This window comes from Streptosporangium lutulentum, from assembly GCF_030811455.1.
In the GTDB taxonomy this organism is placed as follows: domain Bacteria; phylum Actinomycetota; class Actinomycetes; order Streptosporangiales; family Streptosporangiaceae; genus Streptosporangium; species Streptosporangium lutulentum.
In genome coordinates, this window is the sequence record NZ_JAUSQU010000001.1 from 3,902,484 (window position 1) to 3,917,261 (window position 14,778).

Consider the following 14,778-nt stretch of genomic DNA (forward strand, 5'->3'; position numbering starts at 1 on the left):
CAAAATTCAATGCGCGTGGACGGCGAGCAGGCTGAGCGCGCCGTCCACGGCCAGTGCGTACACCTGCGGGTCGGCGGCGGCGCGGGCCAGCACGTATCCGCCCTGGAGCACCGCGACCAGCGCCGTGGCGGTGGCCGCCGGATCGAGCGCGGCGTCCATCTCCCCGTTCTCCCGCGCTTCGGTGAGGGCGCCGGTGAACCGTACGCGCAGCCAGGCGAAGACCGCTTCGACCGGGCAGCGCAACTCCGGATCGGCCATCACGTCCGGGTCCTGGGTGAGCCGGCCGACCGGGCAGCCGCGCAGCGCGTCCCGTTCCCGGCGCAGGTACGCGGTGATCCGCTCGATCGAGGTCCCGGGTCCTGAGAACACTGCCTCCGCGCGGTCGCGTAGTTCCTCGGCGCTGCGCGTGATCGCGACCAGCGCCAGGTCCGGCTTGCCGCGGAAATGGTGGTACATGCTGCCCTGGCCTGTGCCGGACCGCTGCTGGATCGCCTTCGGCGAGGTACCCACGTACCCGCGTTCCCACAACAGCTCGCGGGTGCTCTCGATGAGCCGTTCCTTCGTATCCATTCGCATCAGTGTACATACCAGTAGGTACAGAAGCATCCCCTGGTTGCCACCACTCCCCGGAGACGACCGGGCGCCCCGCCACGTCCGCGATCAAGTCCTTCTGCGGAGTGGCTCGGAAGGGCGCCCGGATCGCCGTCGACGCCGCGTCTCAGAAGTGGAAGCCGCCGGGCGGGCACCAACGGCGACTGCGACAGCGCCCAGCACCAGGCGACCTGGTCGTACTACTCCAGCAGCAGCGGCGAGCGCACCGAACTCTGCCTCGAAGGCCGGTACCGCAGCGGTGACTGCCTGCTCGCCCACCAGGACAGCGACAACTCCGCCAGCATCGCGATGCTGTCATCCGTGAACTGCACGGACAGGCAGGTCCCCAGAGCGTACAACGACATCTTCGTCATCACGGCCGTCTACCGGGCAACGGCGAGCACCACCACCGCGGACTGCCGTGCCGGGCAGTACGACACGAACACCTACTGGTCTCAGAAGGTGGACGACGGCGCCACACTGCTGTGTCTGAAGGCATACGACTGAGCCCGCTGCGGCCGGCGGGGGCTGGTAGCACAGCCGTGTTTCGTGACCCGGCACCCACACCTGGAGATCCTCAGACGTCACCACGTCCGTCGTGCGGCGCGACCACAGATCACGAAACGTGGCTGTGGCACTAGTGCAACGTTCCTCATTGCATGTTGCGTTTGCCTCTGGTCAGCGGTCCTGACCAGGGGCATCGTGGATGGTGGGGAGGTGATGCTGTCATGCCGAAACTGCTGCACGCCCGGACACCGCGTGATGGCGAGGAAGAGCGTCAGATCCGCAGGCTCGCCGGTGCCCGACATGCCCCTGCCGACTGGATTCAACGTGCTCAGATCGTCGTGTTGAGCTGGGAGGGGATGCGCGGCCCGGCGATCGCCGCCCGGCTGGGCTGTCACCCGGAGACGGTGCGCCGCCGGGTGCGCCGGTTCAACGCCGAAGGCATCGACGGGCTCGGTGATCGGCCCGGGCCCGGCCGTAGACCGCGGATCACTCAGGCCGAGCGATCGCGGATCATCGCGCTGGTCAAGACGACGCCGCCGGGGCGGTTGCGCTGGCGGCCCTGGGGGGAGTTGGAGGCTGACGATGAGGAGGGGCCAGCGGTGTGGACCCTGGATGCCCTGACCGCCGCCGCCCGTGAGCAGGGCATCAACATTGCCCGCTCCCAGGTGCGCCGGATCCTGCTGAAGGAAGGGGTGAGATGGCGCCGCACCCGATCCTGGACCATGAGCAAGGACCCGGACTTCGCCGCAAAAGAACACAGGTCGTCGGCCTGTACACCGACCCGCCGCCCGGCGCGGTCGTCGTCTGCGCCGACGAACTGGGGCCGGTAACCCCGCGCACGTTCCCGCCCGCGCCCGCCTGGTCACCCGACGGCCACCGGATCAAAGCGTCGCTGGAGTACTTTCGCGGCCCTGACAAGACCTGGGTATACGGCGCGCTTCGTGTTGCCGACGGTACTGCGGTCACGATGACCGCCTCGTCTCGCAACAGCTTCTTCTACCAGCGGTTTCTCCAGCAGGTCGAGGAGGCCAATCCCGGCGAGAACGATATCTGGGTCATCGCCGACAACCTCTCCAGCCATGACAGTCTGGCCACCCGGACCTGGCTGGCCGATCACCCGCGGATCCGGCACGCGTTCATCCCGGTCGGCGCCTGCTGGCTCAACCTGCAGGAGGCGTGGTGGCGGATCTTCCGTCACCACGCGCTGGCCGGAGTGTCCTTCGCTGACGGCAGGGACATCGACCACGCCACTCGCATCGCCACCGCCCAGCTCAACCAGCGGGCTAAACCTTGGGTCTGGGGACGGCCACCACCAGCTCCCAGGCACCTACGCCGTCAGTTCACCTACAGCATTTGAGGAACGTTGCACTAGTACTACAGTCATGTTTCGTGATCTATAGTTTGTCTTGTGTCGGATGTAGTGACGTCTGAGGATCTGCAGTCTTGGGCAGCAGGGCTGGATGGATTGTTCGCGCGGGTCGCGAGTCGGTTCGGTCGGGTAGAGCCGCGTCGGCAGGCGCGGGCATATCTCGTCGGGCTACTGGCGCCGGTGGAGCGTAAGAACGGCTGGCAACTGGCGGAGGCCGCAGGTGATTCCCACCCTCATCGGATGCAGCGATTGCTGAACAACGTGCGGTGGGATCCTCGAGATGTCCGCATTGACCTGCGTGATTATGTGATCGAGCAGCTTGGGGATCCGGGCGGCGTGCTGATCGTGGATGAGACCGGGTTCGTCAAGAAGGGCACCCGATCGGCCGGGGTTCAGCGGCAGTATTCAGGGACAGCGGGCCGGGTGGAGAACTGCCAACTCGGGGTGTTTCTCGCGTACGCGACGCCACGAGGGCGGGCGTTGATGGATGCCGAGCTGTATATGCCGAAGTCCTGGCTGAGCGACCGGGATCGCTGCGAGCAGGCCGGCGTCCCGAAGGAGGTGGGGTTCGCCACCAAGCCGGCGCTGGCGGCAGCGATGCTGGGCCGGGCCCTGGAAGGCGGAGTACCCGCTTCCTGGGTGACCGCGGACGAGGCGTACGGCCAGGATCACAAGTTCCGTCTCTACCTGGAGAAACGCAAGGTCGGGTATGTGGTCGCCGTACCCAAAAGTCAGTCGGTCGGCGCTGGCATCGGTTACGGCAACACCGGCTCACGAGCTGATGCGGTGACCGCAGATGCGCCTGAGCAGGCGTGGAAACGCCTGTCGGCGGGCGAGGGGACCAAGGGACTGAGGTTGTATGACTGGGCGATGGCGACCCTGCCGCCCCACTCGGAGGATCACCTCGGCGGACCCGGCGGCTTCCAGCGGTGGCTGCTGGTGCGCCGCAGCCTTACGCCCAATGACCGGGGCGAGCTGGAACTGGCCTTCTATCTGTGCTTCGGACCCACAGACACCACCCTGGACCAGCTCATTCGCATCGCCGGCGCCCGCTGGGCGATCGAGGAATGCTTCCAATCGGCCAAGAACGAAGTCGGCCTGGACCAGTACCAGGTCCGCCGCTACGACGGCTGGCACCGCCACATCACCTTGGCCATGCTCGCCCACGCCTACCTCGCCGTCACCGCTGCCAACGCCCCAAAAGCACGCGCGGCCTGGTCCCCCTCACCCCAGCCGAGATCCGTCGTCTCCTGGCACACCTGACCAGCGCCGCCATCCACCCGATCGATCAGATCCTTCAACGGGCTCTCACCTGGTCGCACAACCGACGCGCCCACCAAGCCCGCGCCCGCAGCAGCCACTATTGGAAACGCTGGCTCCGCCACAACAAGATCCAGTTATAGATCACGAAACATGACTGTAGTACTAGTGCAACGTTCCTCATTGCATGTTGCGTTTGCCTCTGGTCAGCGGTCCTGACCAGGGGCATCGTGGATGGTGGGGAGGTGATGCTGTCATGCCGAAACTGCTGCACGCCCGGACACCGCGTGATGGCGAGGAAGAGCGTCAGATCCGCAGGCTCGCCGGTGCCCGACATGCCCCTGCCGACTGGATTCAACGTGCTCAGATCGTCGTGTTGAGCTGGGAGGGGATGCGCGGCCCGGCGATCGCCGCCCGGCTGGGCTGTCACCCGGAGACGGTGCGCCGCCGGGTGCGCCGGTTCAACGCCGAAGGCATCGACGGGCTCGGTGATCGGCCCGGGCCCGGCCGTAGACCGCGGATCACTCAGGCCGAGCGATCGCGGATCATCGCGCTGGTCAAGACGACGCCGCCGGGGCGGTTGCGCTGGCGGCCCTGGGGGGAGTTGGAGGCTGACGATGAGGAGGGGCCAGCGGTGTGGACCCTGGATGCCCTGACCGCCGCCGCCCGTGAGCAGGGCATCAACATTGCCCGCTCCCAGGTGCGCCGGATCCTGCTGAAGGAAGGGGTGAGATGGCGCCGCACCCGATCCTGGACCATGAGCAAGGACCCGGACTTCGCCGCAAAAGAACACAGGTCGTCGGCCTGTACACCGACCCGCCGCCCGGCGCGGTCGTCGTCTGCGCCGACGAACTGGGGCCGGTAACCCCGCGCACGTTCCCGCCCGCGCCCGCCTGGTCACCCGACGGCCACCGGATCAAAGCGTCGCTGGAGTACTTTCGCGGCCCTGACAAGACCTGGGTATACGGCGCGCTTCGTGTTGCCGACGGTACTGCGGTCACGATGACCGCCTCGTCTCGCAACAGCTTCTTCTACCAGCGGTTTCTCCAGCAGGTCGAGGAGGCCAATCCCGGCGAGAACGATATCTGGGTCATCGCCGACAACCTCTCCAGCCATGACAGTCTGGCCACCCGGACCTGGCTGGCCGATCACCCGCGGATCCGGCACGCGTTCATCCCGGTCGGCGCCTGCTGGCTCAACCTGCAGGAGGCGTGGTGGCGGATCTTCCGTCACCACGCGCTGGCCGGAGTGTCCTTCGCTGACGGCAGGGACATCGACCACGCCACTCGCATCGCCACCGCCCAGCTCAACCAGCGGGCTAAACCTTGGGTCTGGGGACGGCCACCACCAGCTCCCAGGCACCTACGCCGTCAGTTCACCTACAGCATTTGAGGAACGTTGCACTAGGTGGACTTCCGGATGACCAGTTCCGTGGGGAGGATCGTCGACGACGCGGGGCCGCCGTCGATCTGGCGCAGGAGCAGGCGCACCGCCGCCGCGGCCTGACCCGCCCTGAGGGTGCGCACGGTGGTGAGCGGGGGCATGGTGTAGGAGGCGGCTTCGATGTCGTCGAATCCCACGACCGCGACGTCCTCCGGCACGCGCCGCCCGGCCTCGTGCAGTGCGTGCAGGGCGCCGATCGCCATCAGGTCTCCCGCCACGAAGACCGCGTCCAGGGCCGGGTCGTCCCGCAGCAGCAGGCGCATCGCGTCCGCGCCCGACGACCGGCTGAGATCGCCGATGGCGACGATCGAGCGGTTCCCGGTGCCGCGCAGGGCCTCCCGGTACCCGGTGAGCCGATCCTGCGCGGAGACCATGTCCACGGGCCCGCAGATCGTGGCGATCCTCCGCCGCCCCCGCTGGAGCAGATGCGTGACCGCCGCCGTGGCCCCGCCCACGTTGTCGACGTCGGCGTACGGCAGGGCCGCCGAAACCGAGGACCTGCCCAGCGACACGACCGGGACGCCCGTCCGGGCCAGCGCGCCCGGCAGCGGGTCGGCGCCGTGTGCCGAGACGAGGACGACCCCGTCCACGTGCCCGGCGGCGACGTGCTGCTCCACCCGGAGCCGGCTCTTCGCCGAACCCGTGAGCATGAGCGTGACGTGCTTGCCCGCCTCCTCCAGCTCGCGGCCGACGGCCCGGACCATCGTCGAGAACAGCGGGTCGTCACCGTACGCCCCGTCGTCGGACTCCGAGACGATCAACGCGATCGAGTCGGTGCGCTGGGTCACCAGGCTGCGGGCCGCCGAGTTGGGGACGTAGCCGAGCTCGTTGACGGCGTGCATGACGATCTCACGGAACTCCGCGCTGACCGTGCCCTCTCCGTTGATCACCCGGGAGACGGTCGACCTCGACACCCCGGCCCGGGCGGCGACGGCCTCAAGGGTGGGGCGCTTGGCGCGCTCCGTTCGCAGGCCGTTCCGCTCGATCACGTCGCGGTACCACAGCGCGCTGTCCTTGGGCAGCCGCCGCTGGGTGTCGTAGTCGACGTGCACGATCCCGAAACGCCGGTGGTAGCCCTCCGCCCACTCGAAGTTGTCCAGCAACGACCAGACGAGGTATCCGCGGAGATCCGTTCCGGCTTCGATGGCGGCGTGCGCGGCCCGCAGGTGGCCTTCGAGGAAGGCGGTCCTGTCGGCGTCGTGCACGCGCTCGCCCGTCACCACGTCGTCGAAGGCGGCTCCGTTCTCGGTGACGAGCAGGCCGACCTCGGGGTAGTCCCGCGTGAGCCGTACGAGCAGCTGGGAGAGACCCGTCGGGACGATCGGCCAGCCCATGGCGGTCGTCGGGGCGTAGGCGCCGCTGAACAGGATGTCCTCGGTCCCGGGGTAGACCGGGTTGGCCGGCTCGCCCGGCCCGGACTGCACGACGCAGGGGGTGTAGTAGTTGATCCCGAGCAGGTCGATCGGCTGGTTGACGGTTGCGAGGTCGCCGTCGTGGATGTGCCCCAGGCCGGCGATGCGGTCCACGATCTCCAGTAGCGGGGCCGGGTACTCCCCGCGCAGGGCCGGGTCGAGGAGTTGCCGGTTGAGCAGGCAGTCGACCCGGTTCACCGCCTCGGCGTCCTCGGCGGACAGCACGAGGTCCGGGTCGTTCAGCTGGCCGGGGGTCACCACGGGGGCGAGGTTCAGCGTGAGGGCGATCTCCCGGGCGCCCGCCTCGCGCAGCGTCCGGGCGCCCAGCCCGTGTGCGAGGAGGAGGTGGTGGGCGGCCCGGAAGGCGTCCGCCTGCGAGGTGCGGCCCGGTGCGTGCACGCCGATGCCGTATCCGAGGAAGGCCGACACCCAGGGTTCGTTGACGGTCATCCACGTGCCGACGCGGTCGCCGAGCCGGTCGTGCACGGCGTGCGCGTAGTCGGCGAACCGGTAGGCGGTGTCCCGGTTGGTCCAGCCGCCGAGGTCCTCCAGCACCTGGGGAAGATCCCAGTGGTAGAGGGTCACGTACGGCGAGATGTCGGCCGCGAGCAGCTCGTCCACGAGCCGCTCGTAGAAGTCCAGGCCGGCCGCGTTGACGGGGCCCGAGCCGCTCGGCTGGATCCGCGGCCACGCCACCGAGAACCGGTAGGCCCGCAGGCCGAGCTCGCCCATCAGGCGGACGTCGTCCCGGTAACGGCGGTAGTGGTCGGAGGCCGTGTCTCCGGTGTGGCCGTCGGCGACCATGCCCGGCGCGTGGGAGAAGGTGTCCCAGATCGACGGGCCGCGGCCGTCCTCCCGCACTGATCCTTCGATCTGGTAGGCGGCGGTGGCGGCCCCCCAGACGAAGCCGCTGGGAAAGGTCAGCGTCTGACCCTGGGTGGCGATGGTGGTCGCAGTCATCCCTTGACAGCCCCCGTCCGTTCTTGTGGTGTCGCGCAACGCCGGGAGGCGGCCGCAGCCGTCACCACCGTGCCGATCGATGAACACCTCATCATCGAGCAGCCGTCGGCCCGGCGTCGAGGGGATAAAGGGTGATCTGCGTATCCCTTCCTGCCCGCGGCCGGTTCGCCCCGCCCGAAACCGTTCCAGGTCACAGCCGGATACCGGGTTGTTCCGTGACCGAACAGATGGGGGCCGGACCGTTGACGCTCCAACACATACGGGTGTAAATAAAGGTGAAACAACACTGAAACGGCGGTGAATCAACAGCATGTACGCCGAGGAGCGGCAACAGGAGATCCTGCGTCGCGCACGGTCCGTCGGACGGGTGGATGTGCCGACGCTGGCGGGAGAGTTCGAGGTCACCACCGAGACGATCCGCCGCGACCTGACCGCGCTGGAGCGCCTGGGAGTGTTGCGTCGCGTGCACGGCGGGGCGATCCCGGTCGAGCGGCTGGGGTTCGAGCCGGAGCTGGCCACCCGCGACGAGGTGCTGACGGCGGAGAAGGAGCGCATCGCCAAGGCGGCGCTCGCCGAGCTCCCGGAGGACGGCGCGATCATCATCGACGCCGGGTCGACGACCGGCCGGCTGGCCCAGGCGCTGCCGATCGACCGGGAGCTGACCGTCATCGTGAACTCCCCACCCCTGGCGACCCTGCTGGCCACGCGCGCCAACCTGACCGTGATCATGCTGGGCGGCCGGGTGCGCGGGCGGACCCTGGCCACGGTCGACGACTGGGCCCTGAGGCCCCTCGCCGACCTGCACGTCGACGTCGCCTTCATGGCCGCCAACGGGTGCTCGGTGGACAAGGGGCTGACGACGCCGGATCCGGCCGAGGCCGCGATCAAACGGGCGATGATCGGCGCGGCGGAGCGCAGCGTGCTGCTCGCCGACCACACGAAGTTCACCAACACCTATCTGGCGCGCTTCGCCACGTTGCCGGAGATCGACGTGGTGATCACCGATACGGGGCTCGACCTCGCGCTCGCGACCGAGATCGCCATGGCGGGACCCGAGACGGTGCGCGCATGATCGTCACGCTGACCCTCAACCCCAGCCTGGACCGCACGATAGAGATCGGATCGCTGACCCGCGGCGCGGTCATCCGCGCCGCGGCCGCCCACCTCGACCCGGGCGGCAAGGGCGTGAACGTCTCCCGCGCGCTGCTGGCCAACCAGGTCCGATCGTGCGCGGTCGTCCCCTTCGGCGGCGACGAGGGGCGGCGGCTGGTGAGCCTGCTCGCAGCCGAGGGCATCGACATGATCACGGTCCCGGTCGCCGGGCCCACCCGGTCCAACGTCGCCCTGGCCGAGCCCGACGGCACCGTCACCAAAATCAACGAGCCCGGCACCGCCCTGTCGGCGAAGGAGCTCGACACCGTCGCCGAGGCCGTCCTCGGTGCCGCGACCTCGGCGGACTGGGTGGTCGCCTCGGGCAGTCTCCCTCCCGAGGTCCCGTCAGACGTCTACGCCGACCTGTGCCGCCGCTTCAGCGGCGCGGGGATCAACGTCGCGATCGACACCAGCGGTCCCGCCCTGCTCTACGCCGTGGCCGAGAGCCCCGCCCTGGTCAAGCCGAACAGGGAGGAGCTCAGCGAGGCGACGGGCATGACCATCGTGTCGCTGGGCGACGCGATCGAGGCCGCGGAGATCCTGCGGGCGCGGGGCGCGAACACCGTCCTGGCCAGTCTCGGCGCCGACGGCGCCGTCCTGCTCCAGGACGACCAGATCTGGTACGGCGAGGGCCCGGTGGCCGAGCCCCGCAGCACCGTGGGCGCCGGCGACGCCATGCTCGCCGGATTCCTCGCCGCCGGGGCCCGGGGTGAGGCCGCGCTGGTCGAGGCGCTGGCCTGGGCCACCGCGGCGGTGGGCCTGCCCGGCAGCCGGATGCCGTCGCCGGGTGACATCCGGCGCGACCACGTGCGCGTGACCAGAGCCGATCCAACCTTGTCGCTGCGGTCCGGGGGCTGACAGTGGCGCTTTCATCACCCAGGCCGGCGACACGCCGGCCACCCCGGAAGGAGCAGCATCCATGACCGAATACACCCCCACAGTCCAAGGAACCGGGGTACGAGCGACCATCCAGCGGTTCGGCGGCCACCTCGCCGGAATGATCATGCCCAACATCGGCGCGTTCATCGCCTGGGGACTGATCACCGCTCTCTTCATCCCCACCGGCTGGCTGCCGAACGAGGACTTCGCCAAGCTGGTCGACCCCATCATCAAAACGCTGCTGCCCATCCTGATCGGCTACACCGGCGGGCGCATGGTCCACGGCCAGCGCGGCGCCGTGGTCGGCGCCGTGGCCACCATGGGCGTCGTCGTCGGAGCGGACATCCCGATGTTCCTCGGCGCGATGATCATCGGGCCGCTCGCGGCCTACCTCCTCAAGCTGGTCGACGGCTTCATCCAGGACCGGACCAAGGCCGGCTTCGAGATGCTGGTGGACAACTTCACCGCCGGCATCATCGGCGGCGGCATGGCACTGCTGGGGCTCAAGGCCATCGGCCCGCTGGTCGAGGTGGTCACCGAATGGGCCGGCGACGTGGTCGCCTGGCTGGTGGGCCACAACCTGCTGCCGCTGGCCTCGGTCCTGATCGAGCCCGCCAAGGTGCTGTTCCTCAACAACGCCATCAACCACGGCGTGCTCGGGCCGCTCGGCGTGGCCGAGGCCGTGGAGCACGGCAAGTCGATCCTGTTCATGCTGGAGTCGAACCCCGGCCCCGGCCTGGGCCTGCTCCTGGCCTTCATGTTCTTCGGCCCCCGCGCGCTGCGGCCCAGCACCCCCGCCGCGATCATCATCCACTTCCTCGGCGGCATCCACGAGATCTACTTCCCGTACGTGCTCATGAAGCCCCGGCTGATCCTCGCCGTGATCGCCGGCGGTGCCGCGGGTATCCTCGTCTTCATCGCGACCGGCGCCGGACTGGTGGCCACGCCGTCGCCCGGCAGCATCTTCGCCTACCTCGCGGTGACTCCCAGGGGCGGCTGGTTCGGCGTCATCGCCGGCATCCTCGCCGCCACGGCCGCCTCCTTCCTCGTCGCCTCCGCGCTTCTGGGCTTCGGCCGGGGCGAAAAGGCCGAAGCCGCGGAGACCGGCGAGGACGGCGACTCCCGTGACTCCCGTGACTCCCGCGAGAACACCGTCGAACCGGAAACCTCATCCGTCGCCAAGGAGGCCTGATCATGGCCAGCATCGACAGCAAGGACATCCGCAAGATCATCGTGGCCTGCGACGCGGGCATGGGCAGCAGCGTGATGCTCGCCGGCCAGCTCCGCAAGCAGCTCAAGGGCCAGCAGATCCAGGTGGAGCACACCCCGGTCAACTCGATCCCCGCCGACGCCGACGTGGTGGTCTGCCACGCCGGACTGGCCGCCCGCGCGAAGGCGACCGCCCCGGACAAGGTGCTGATCTCCTTCCAGCTCTTCATCGGGGACCCGGCGGTGACCAAGCTGGTCAACACGATCAAAAACGGCGGGACCGTCGATGCCTGAGACGGCCCCCCTCCCCCTCGACCCGCGGGCCATCCTGCTGAACGCCTCGGCCACCGGTCGTGACGACGCGATCCGGCAGTGCGGCGAGGCCCTGCTCACCGTCGGCGCGGTGGAGGAGTCCTACATCGCCACCATGCTCGAACGCGAGCGTTCGATCTCGACCTACGTGGGCGAGGGCGTCGCCATCCCGCACGGCACCCTGGCCGCCAAGGACGCGGTGCGGCACGACGCCATCAGCGTCGTCCGCTTCCCCGCGGGCGTCGACTGGGACGGCGACCGGGTGACGGTGTGCATCGGCATCGCCGCCCGGGGCAACGGCCACGTGGCGCTGCTCGCCCAGCTCGCCGAAATTCTCATGGAACCCGACCAGGCACAGGCCCTTCGCGAGGCGACAGAGGTCGCCGAGGTGGTCCGGCTCCTGCAATCCAACGAAACCGAAGAGGACGAATCACAGTGAAGGTGGCCCGTTTCCACGCCCCCGGCGACATCCGCGTCGAGGAGGCGGCCGAGCCCGTCGCCGGGCCGGGAGAAGTCAAGATCCGCGTGCGCAACTGCTCGACCTGCGGCACCGACGTCAAGATCCTCAAGCACGGCCACCACCACATCAGGCCGCCCCGTGTCATGGGACACGAGATCGCCGGCGAGGTGGTCGAGGCCGTCGAGGCCGACGGATGGGCGCCGGGTGACCGGGTGCAGGTGATCGCGGCGATCCCCTGCGGCGCCTGCGCCGAGTGCCGGCGGGGCCGGATGACCGTCTGCCCGAACCAGGAGTCGATGGGATACCACTACGACGGCGGTTTCGCCGAGTACATGGTCGTCCCGGCCAAGGTCCTGGCGGTGGACGGCCTCAACCGCATCCCCGACGGGGTCGGCTTCGCCGAGGCCTCGGTCGCCGAGCCGCTCGCGTGCGTGCTCAACGGCCAGGAACTGGCGCACGTCAGCGAGGGCGACGACGTGGTGATCATGGGCTCGGGCCCGATCGGCTGCCTTCACGTACGGCTGGCGCGCTCACGGGGCGCGGCCCGCGTCTTCCTGGTCGACATCAACGCCGAGCGGCTGGAGATGGCCGCCGGACTGGTCAAGCCGGACGCCACCGTGCACGGTGAGGACGTCGTCGAGCAGATCCTCAAGCTGACCGAGGGCAGGGGCGCCGACGTCGTCATCACGGCCGCCGCCTCCGGCGCCGCCCAGGAGCAGGCACTGCGGATGGCGGCCCGCCAGGGGCGGATCAGCTTCTTCGGCGGCCTGCCCAAGGACAACCCGATCATCAACTGCGACTCCAACCTGGTCCACTACCGGGAGCTGACCATCGTCGGCGCCAACGGGTCGAGCCCGGCGCACAACGCCCGGGCCCTGCGGCTCATCGCCGACGGCGCGGTCCCGGTCTCCGACCTGATCACCCACCGGATCCCGCTCCCCGAGGTTCTGCACGGGCTCGACATCGTCAGCAGGGGCGAGGCCATCAAGGTCACCGTCGAGCCCTGAGCCGAACCCCGAGCCCGCTCGCGGGGCGCCTCCTGAGGTTCCCACCGGTCGCGGGACCGGCGGGAACCCCGCGACTCCAAACACATCGTCATTCTCGCCAGAACTCGCAGAAGGAGAACCGGAGATGCCGGAGAGGACAGTGGTCATCGCCTCAAGCTCGGGCCTCCACGCCCGGCCCGCGAAGATCTTCGTTCAGGCCGCGGCCAAGCAGGGGGTCCCGGTCCGCATCCGCGTCGGGGACGGCAAGTCCGTGCCGGCCAACAGCATGCTCGCCGTACTGGCGCTGGGCGCCGTGCGGGGCACCGAGGTCACCCTCGACGCGGAGGGGCCGGGTGCCGACGAGGCGCTGGCCTCCCTCGCCGAGCTGCTCTCACGCGACCTCGACGCCGAGGAAGCCCTCGATGGCTGAGACGCTACGCGGCCTGGGCGTCAGTCCGGGCCGCGCCGCCGGGCGGGTCTACCGGATGGCCGGGCCGCCGCCGCTGCCGGCTCCCGCGCGGGCCGTCGAGGCGGACCGGGAGCTGAGCGAGGCGCTGCGCGCCCTGGAGGCGACGGCCGCCGAACTGGCGGCGCGGGCGGAGAGGGCCCCCGACTCCACCGCCGGGGAGATCCTGGAGGCGCAGTCCTTCATCGCCCGGGATCCCGGCCTGTACGAATCCGTCGAGGCGAACGTCAGGGCGGGGATGGACGCCGCGCACGCGATCGACGCCGCCTGTGCCCACCATCGCCGGGCGCTGCTGGAGGCCGGCGGCTACTTCGCCGAGCGGGCCTCCGACCTCGACGACATCCGCAACCGGGCGGTCGCCGTGGTGCTGGGCCTTCCCATGCCGGGCATCCCCGACCCCGGGCACCCGTTCGTCCTGGTGGCCGAGGACCTCGCCCCCGCCGACACGGTGAACCTCGACCCCGCCCTCGTCCTGGCCCTTCTCACCGAGAAGGGCGGCCCGACCAGCCACACCGCGATCCTCGCCCGCGCCCGCGCCCTGCCCGCCGTGGTGGCCTGCCGGGGGGTGATCGGCCTCGACGACGGAACCTGGGTGTCGGTCGACGGCGCCCGGGGCGAGGTGGAGACCGGCATCGGCGAGGAGGCCGCGACGGAGATCCAGCGGCGGGCGGTCGCCGACCGCCGGCGTTCCGGCACGAGCCGCGGCCCGGGCCGGACCTCCGACGACCACCCGGTCAAGCTGCTGCTCAACATCGGCTCCGCGGCCGACCTCCGGGCGACCGGATCGCCGGCCGGCCGGGACGCTCCCGCGGATCCGGCGGGCGAGGGCCGCGGGGACGTGGCCTCGGAGGGGGTGGGGCTCTTCCGGACGGAGTTCCTCTTCCTGGACCGCAGGGAGCCGCCGGGCTACGAGGAGCAGGTCGCCGCCTACGAGGCGGTCCTGCGGGCCGCCCCCGGCGGGCACGTCGTGATCCGCACCCTCGACGCGGGAACCGACAAGCCGCTGCCCTTCCTCGGGCTGCCCGAGGAGCCCAATCCGGCCCTCGGCGTCCGGGGGCTGCGGGTGTCCCGGATCCGGCCCGAGGTGCTCGACACCCAGCTCGACGCCATCGCCGAGGCGGCCCGCGCGGCCGGCGCCGAACCGTGGGTCATGGCTCCCATGGTGACCACGGCGGGCGAGGCGGCGGACTTCGCCGGCCGGGCCCGCGCCCGGGGGATCAGGCACGTCGGGGCGATGGTGGAGGTCCCGGCCGCCGCCCTGCGCGCCGGGCGCCTGCTGAACGAACTCGACTTCCTGAGCATCGGCACCAACGACCTCAGCCAGTACACCTTCGCCTCCGACCGCCAGCACGGCGAGCTCGCCGACCTGCTCGACCCCTGGCAGGCGGCGCTGCTCCAGCTGATCGCGGACTGCGCCGCGGCCGGTCAGGCGGCGGGCAAACCCGTCGGCGTGTGCGGCGAGGCGGCGGCCGACCCTCTCCTGGCCACCGTCCTGGTCGGGCTCGGGGTGAGCAGTCTGTCGATGTCCGCGCCGAGCATCGCCCCGGTGCGCGACAGCCTCGCCGCCCACTCCCTGGCGCAGTGCCGCCAGAACGCCCGGCTGGCCCTGGGCGCCGACGACCCGGCGCAGGCGCGGAAGCTGGTCATGCCCGGCTGACGAACCCCCGCCGGCCACCCCGACGACCACCTCGCCGGCCGTCCCGCCGATCCGGGACCGCCGGCCGACGGGGGCGCCGCCCTGACGCGGGGCCGGCCGCGGGCACTCTCCGCGA

17 protein-coding genes are annotated in these 14,778 nt (G+C 70.3%); 14 read left to right on the forward strand and 3 right to left on the reverse strand.

Features of this window, described 5'->3' with window-relative positions:
• Positions 1 to 6 precede the first annotated feature (6 nt).
• Together J2853_RS17435 and J2853_RS17440 are read right to left on the reverse strand one after the other, a co-directional pair.
• Positions 7 to 570, reverse strand: coding sequence for a TetR/AcrR family transcriptional regulator (locus J2853_RS17435; protein WP_307559206.1), 564 nt, complete (start codon positions 568 to 570; stop codon positions 7 to 9).
• A gap of 221 nt (positions 571 to 791) precedes the next feature.
• Positions 792 to 923, reverse strand: coding sequence for a hypothetical protein (locus J2853_RS17440; protein ID WP_307559208.1), 132 nt, complete (start codon positions 921 to 923; stop codon positions 792 to 794).
• On the opposite strand from J2853_RS17440, the gene J2853_RS17445 reads away from it, so the two are divergent.
• From J2853_RS17445 to J2853_RS17470, 6 genes are all read left to right on the forward strand, one after another.
• Entirely contained in the window at positions 913 to 1,098 is a 186-nt protein-coding gene (locus tag J2853_RS17445) for a hypothetical protein (RefSeq protein ID WP_307559210.1), read from the forward strand. The genes J2853_RS17440 and J2853_RS17445 overlap by 11 nt on opposite strands.
• A gap of 221 nt (positions 1,099 to 1,319) precedes the next feature.
• Positions 1,320 to 1,928 (forward strand): helix-turn-helix domain-containing protein, encoded by a 609-nt coding sequence (locus J2853_RS17450; protein WP_307554050.1) that lies wholly within the window; start codon positions 1,320 to 1,322, stop codon positions 1,926 to 1,928.
• On the forward strand, positions 1,916 to 2,455 hold the full coding sequence (locus J2853_RS17455) for a transposase (protein ID WP_307568556.1): 540 nt from the start codon (positions 1,916 to 1,918) through the stop codon (positions 2,453 to 2,455). The genes J2853_RS17450 and J2853_RS17455 overlap by 13 nt, the downstream gene beginning before the upstream one ends.
• Before the next feature lie 63 nt (positions 2,456 to 2,518).
• On the forward strand, positions 2,519 to 3,730 hold the full coding sequence (locus J2853_RS17460; protein ID WP_307568552.1) for an IS701 family transposase: 1,212 nt from the start codon (positions 2,519 to 2,521) through the stop codon (positions 3,728 to 3,730).
• A 253-nt stretch (positions 3,731 to 3,983) separates the two neighbouring features.
• Positions 3,984 to 4,592 (forward strand): helix-turn-helix domain-containing protein, encoded by a 609-nt coding sequence (locus tag J2853_RS17465; protein ID WP_307554050.1) that lies wholly within the window; start codon positions 3,984 to 3,986, stop codon positions 4,590 to 4,592.
• Positions 4,580 to 5,119, forward strand: a complete 540-nt coding sequence (locus J2853_RS17470) for a transposase (protein WP_307568556.1) — start codon at positions 4,580 to 4,582, stop codon at positions 5,117 to 5,119. Before J2853_RS17465 ends, J2853_RS17470 begins: the two co-directional genes overlap by 13 nt.
• Before the next feature lie 11 nt (positions 5,120 to 5,130).
• Here the strand turns inward: J2853_RS17470 and J2853_RS17475 are convergent, their stop codons facing one another.
• Positions 5,131 to 7,542 carry a GH1 family beta-glucosidase gene (locus J2853_RS17475; protein WP_307559212.1) on the reverse strand — a complete coding sequence of 804 codons (2,412 nt, stop codon included), beginning with the start codon at positions 7,540 to 7,542 and terminating at the stop codon, positions 5,131 to 5,133.
• Positions 7,543 to 7,852: 310 nt separating this feature from the next.
• Between J2853_RS17475 and J2853_RS17480 the strand changes: the two genes are divergently transcribed.
• From J2853_RS17480 to ptsP, 8 genes are all read left to right on the forward strand, one after another.
• A complete protein-coding gene (locus J2853_RS17480) occupies positions 7,853 to 8,614 on the forward strand; it encodes a DeoR/GlpR family DNA-binding transcription regulator (RefSeq protein ID WP_307559214.1) in 762 nt (253 codons plus the stop codon).
• Positions 8,611 to 9,552 (forward strand): 1-phosphofructokinase, encoded by a 942-nt coding sequence (pfkB, locus tag J2853_RS17485; protein WP_307559216.1) that lies wholly within the window; start codon positions 8,611 to 8,613, stop codon positions 9,550 to 9,552. Before J2853_RS17480 ends, pfkB begins: the two co-directional genes overlap by 4 nt.
• Positions 9,553 to 9,613: 61 nt before the next feature.
• Positions 9,614 to 10,765 (forward strand): mannitol-specific PTS transporter subunit IIC, encoded by a 1,152-nt coding sequence (gene mtlA / locus J2853_RS17490; protein WP_307559217.1) that lies wholly within the window; start codon positions 9,614 to 9,616, stop codon positions 10,763 to 10,765.
• 2 nt (positions 10,766 to 10,767) lie between these two features.
• Positions 10,768 to 11,076 (forward strand): PTS sugar transporter subunit IIBC family protein, encoded by a 309-nt coding sequence (locus tag J2853_RS17495; protein WP_307559219.1) that lies wholly within the window; start codon positions 10,768 to 10,770, stop codon positions 11,074 to 11,076.
• Entirely contained in the window at positions 11,069 to 11,533 is a 465-nt protein-coding gene (locus tag J2853_RS17500; RefSeq protein ID WP_307559221.1) for a PTS mannitol transporter subunit IIA, read from the forward strand. Before J2853_RS17495 ends, J2853_RS17500 begins: the two co-directional genes overlap by 8 nt.
• The gene (locus J2853_RS17505) at positions 11,530 to 12,561 is read left to right on the forward strand and encodes a zinc-dependent dehydrogenase (protein WP_307559223.1); all 1,032 of its coding nucleotides are present in this window, start codon (positions 11,530 to 11,532) and stop codon (positions 12,559 to 12,561) included. Before J2853_RS17500 ends, J2853_RS17505 begins: the two co-directional genes overlap by 4 nt.
• Before the next feature lie 124 nt (positions 12,562 to 12,685).
• On the forward strand, positions 12,686 to 12,970 hold the full coding sequence (locus J2853_RS17510; protein WP_307559224.1) for an HPr family phosphocarrier protein: 285 nt from the start codon (positions 12,686 to 12,688) through the stop codon (positions 12,968 to 12,970).
• Positions 12,963 to 14,663 carry a phosphoenolpyruvate--protein phosphotransferase gene (ptsP, locus tag J2853_RS17515; RefSeq protein ID WP_307559226.1) on the forward strand — a complete coding sequence of 567 codons (1,701 nt, stop codon included), beginning with the start codon at positions 12,963 to 12,965 and terminating at the stop codon, positions 14,661 to 14,663. Before J2853_RS17510 ends, ptsP begins: the two co-directional genes overlap by 8 nt.
• Positions 14,664 to 14,778: the final 115 nt, after the last annotated feature.

What these genes read in the sequence shown, in the direction of transcription:
- J2853_RS17435 (WP_307559206.1), bottom strand. Translation starts at nt 570, where the DNA reads ATGGATACGAAGGAACGGCTCATCGAGAGCACCCGCGAGCTGTTGTGG.
- J2853_RS17450 (WP_307554050.1), top strand. Translation starts at nt 1,320, where the DNA reads ATGCCGAAACTGCTGCACGCCCGGACACCGCGTGATGGCGAGGAAGAG.
- J2853_RS17465 (WP_307554050.1), top strand. Translation starts at nt 3,984, where the DNA reads ATGCCGAAACTGCTGCACGCCCGGACACCGCGTGATGGCGAGGAAGAG.
- J2853_RS17475 (WP_307559212.1), bottom strand. Translation starts at nt 7,542, where the DNA reads ATGACTGCGACCACCATCGCCACCCAGGGTCAGACGCTGACCTTTCCC.
- J2853_RS17480 (WP_307559214.1), top strand. Translation starts at nt 7,853, where the DNA reads ATGTACGCCGAGGAGCGGCAACAGGAGATCCTGCGTCGCGCACGGTCC.
- pfkB (WP_307559216.1), top strand. Translation starts at nt 8,611, where the DNA reads ATGATCGTCACGCTGACCCTCAACCCCAGCCTGGACCGCACGATAGAG.
- mtlA (WP_307559217.1), top strand. Translation starts at nt 9,614, where the DNA reads ATGACCGAATACACCCCCACAGTCCAAGGAACCGGGGTACGAGCGACC.
- J2853_RS17495 (WP_307559219.1), top strand. Translation starts at nt 10,768, where the DNA reads ATGGCCAGCATCGACAGCAAGGACATCCGCAAGATCATCGTGGCCTGC.
- J2853_RS17500 (WP_307559221.1), top strand. Translation starts at nt 11,069, where the DNA reads ATGCCTGAGACGGCCCCCCTCCCCCTCGACCCGCGGGCCATCCTGCTG.
- J2853_RS17510 (WP_307559224.1), top strand. Translation starts at nt 12,686, where the DNA reads ATGCCGGAGAGGACAGTGGTCATCGCCTCAAGCTCGGGCCTCCACGCC.
- ptsP (WP_307559226.1), top strand. Translation starts at nt 12,963, where the DNA reads ATGGCTGAGACGCTACGCGGCCTGGGCGTCAGTCCGGGCCGCGCCGCC.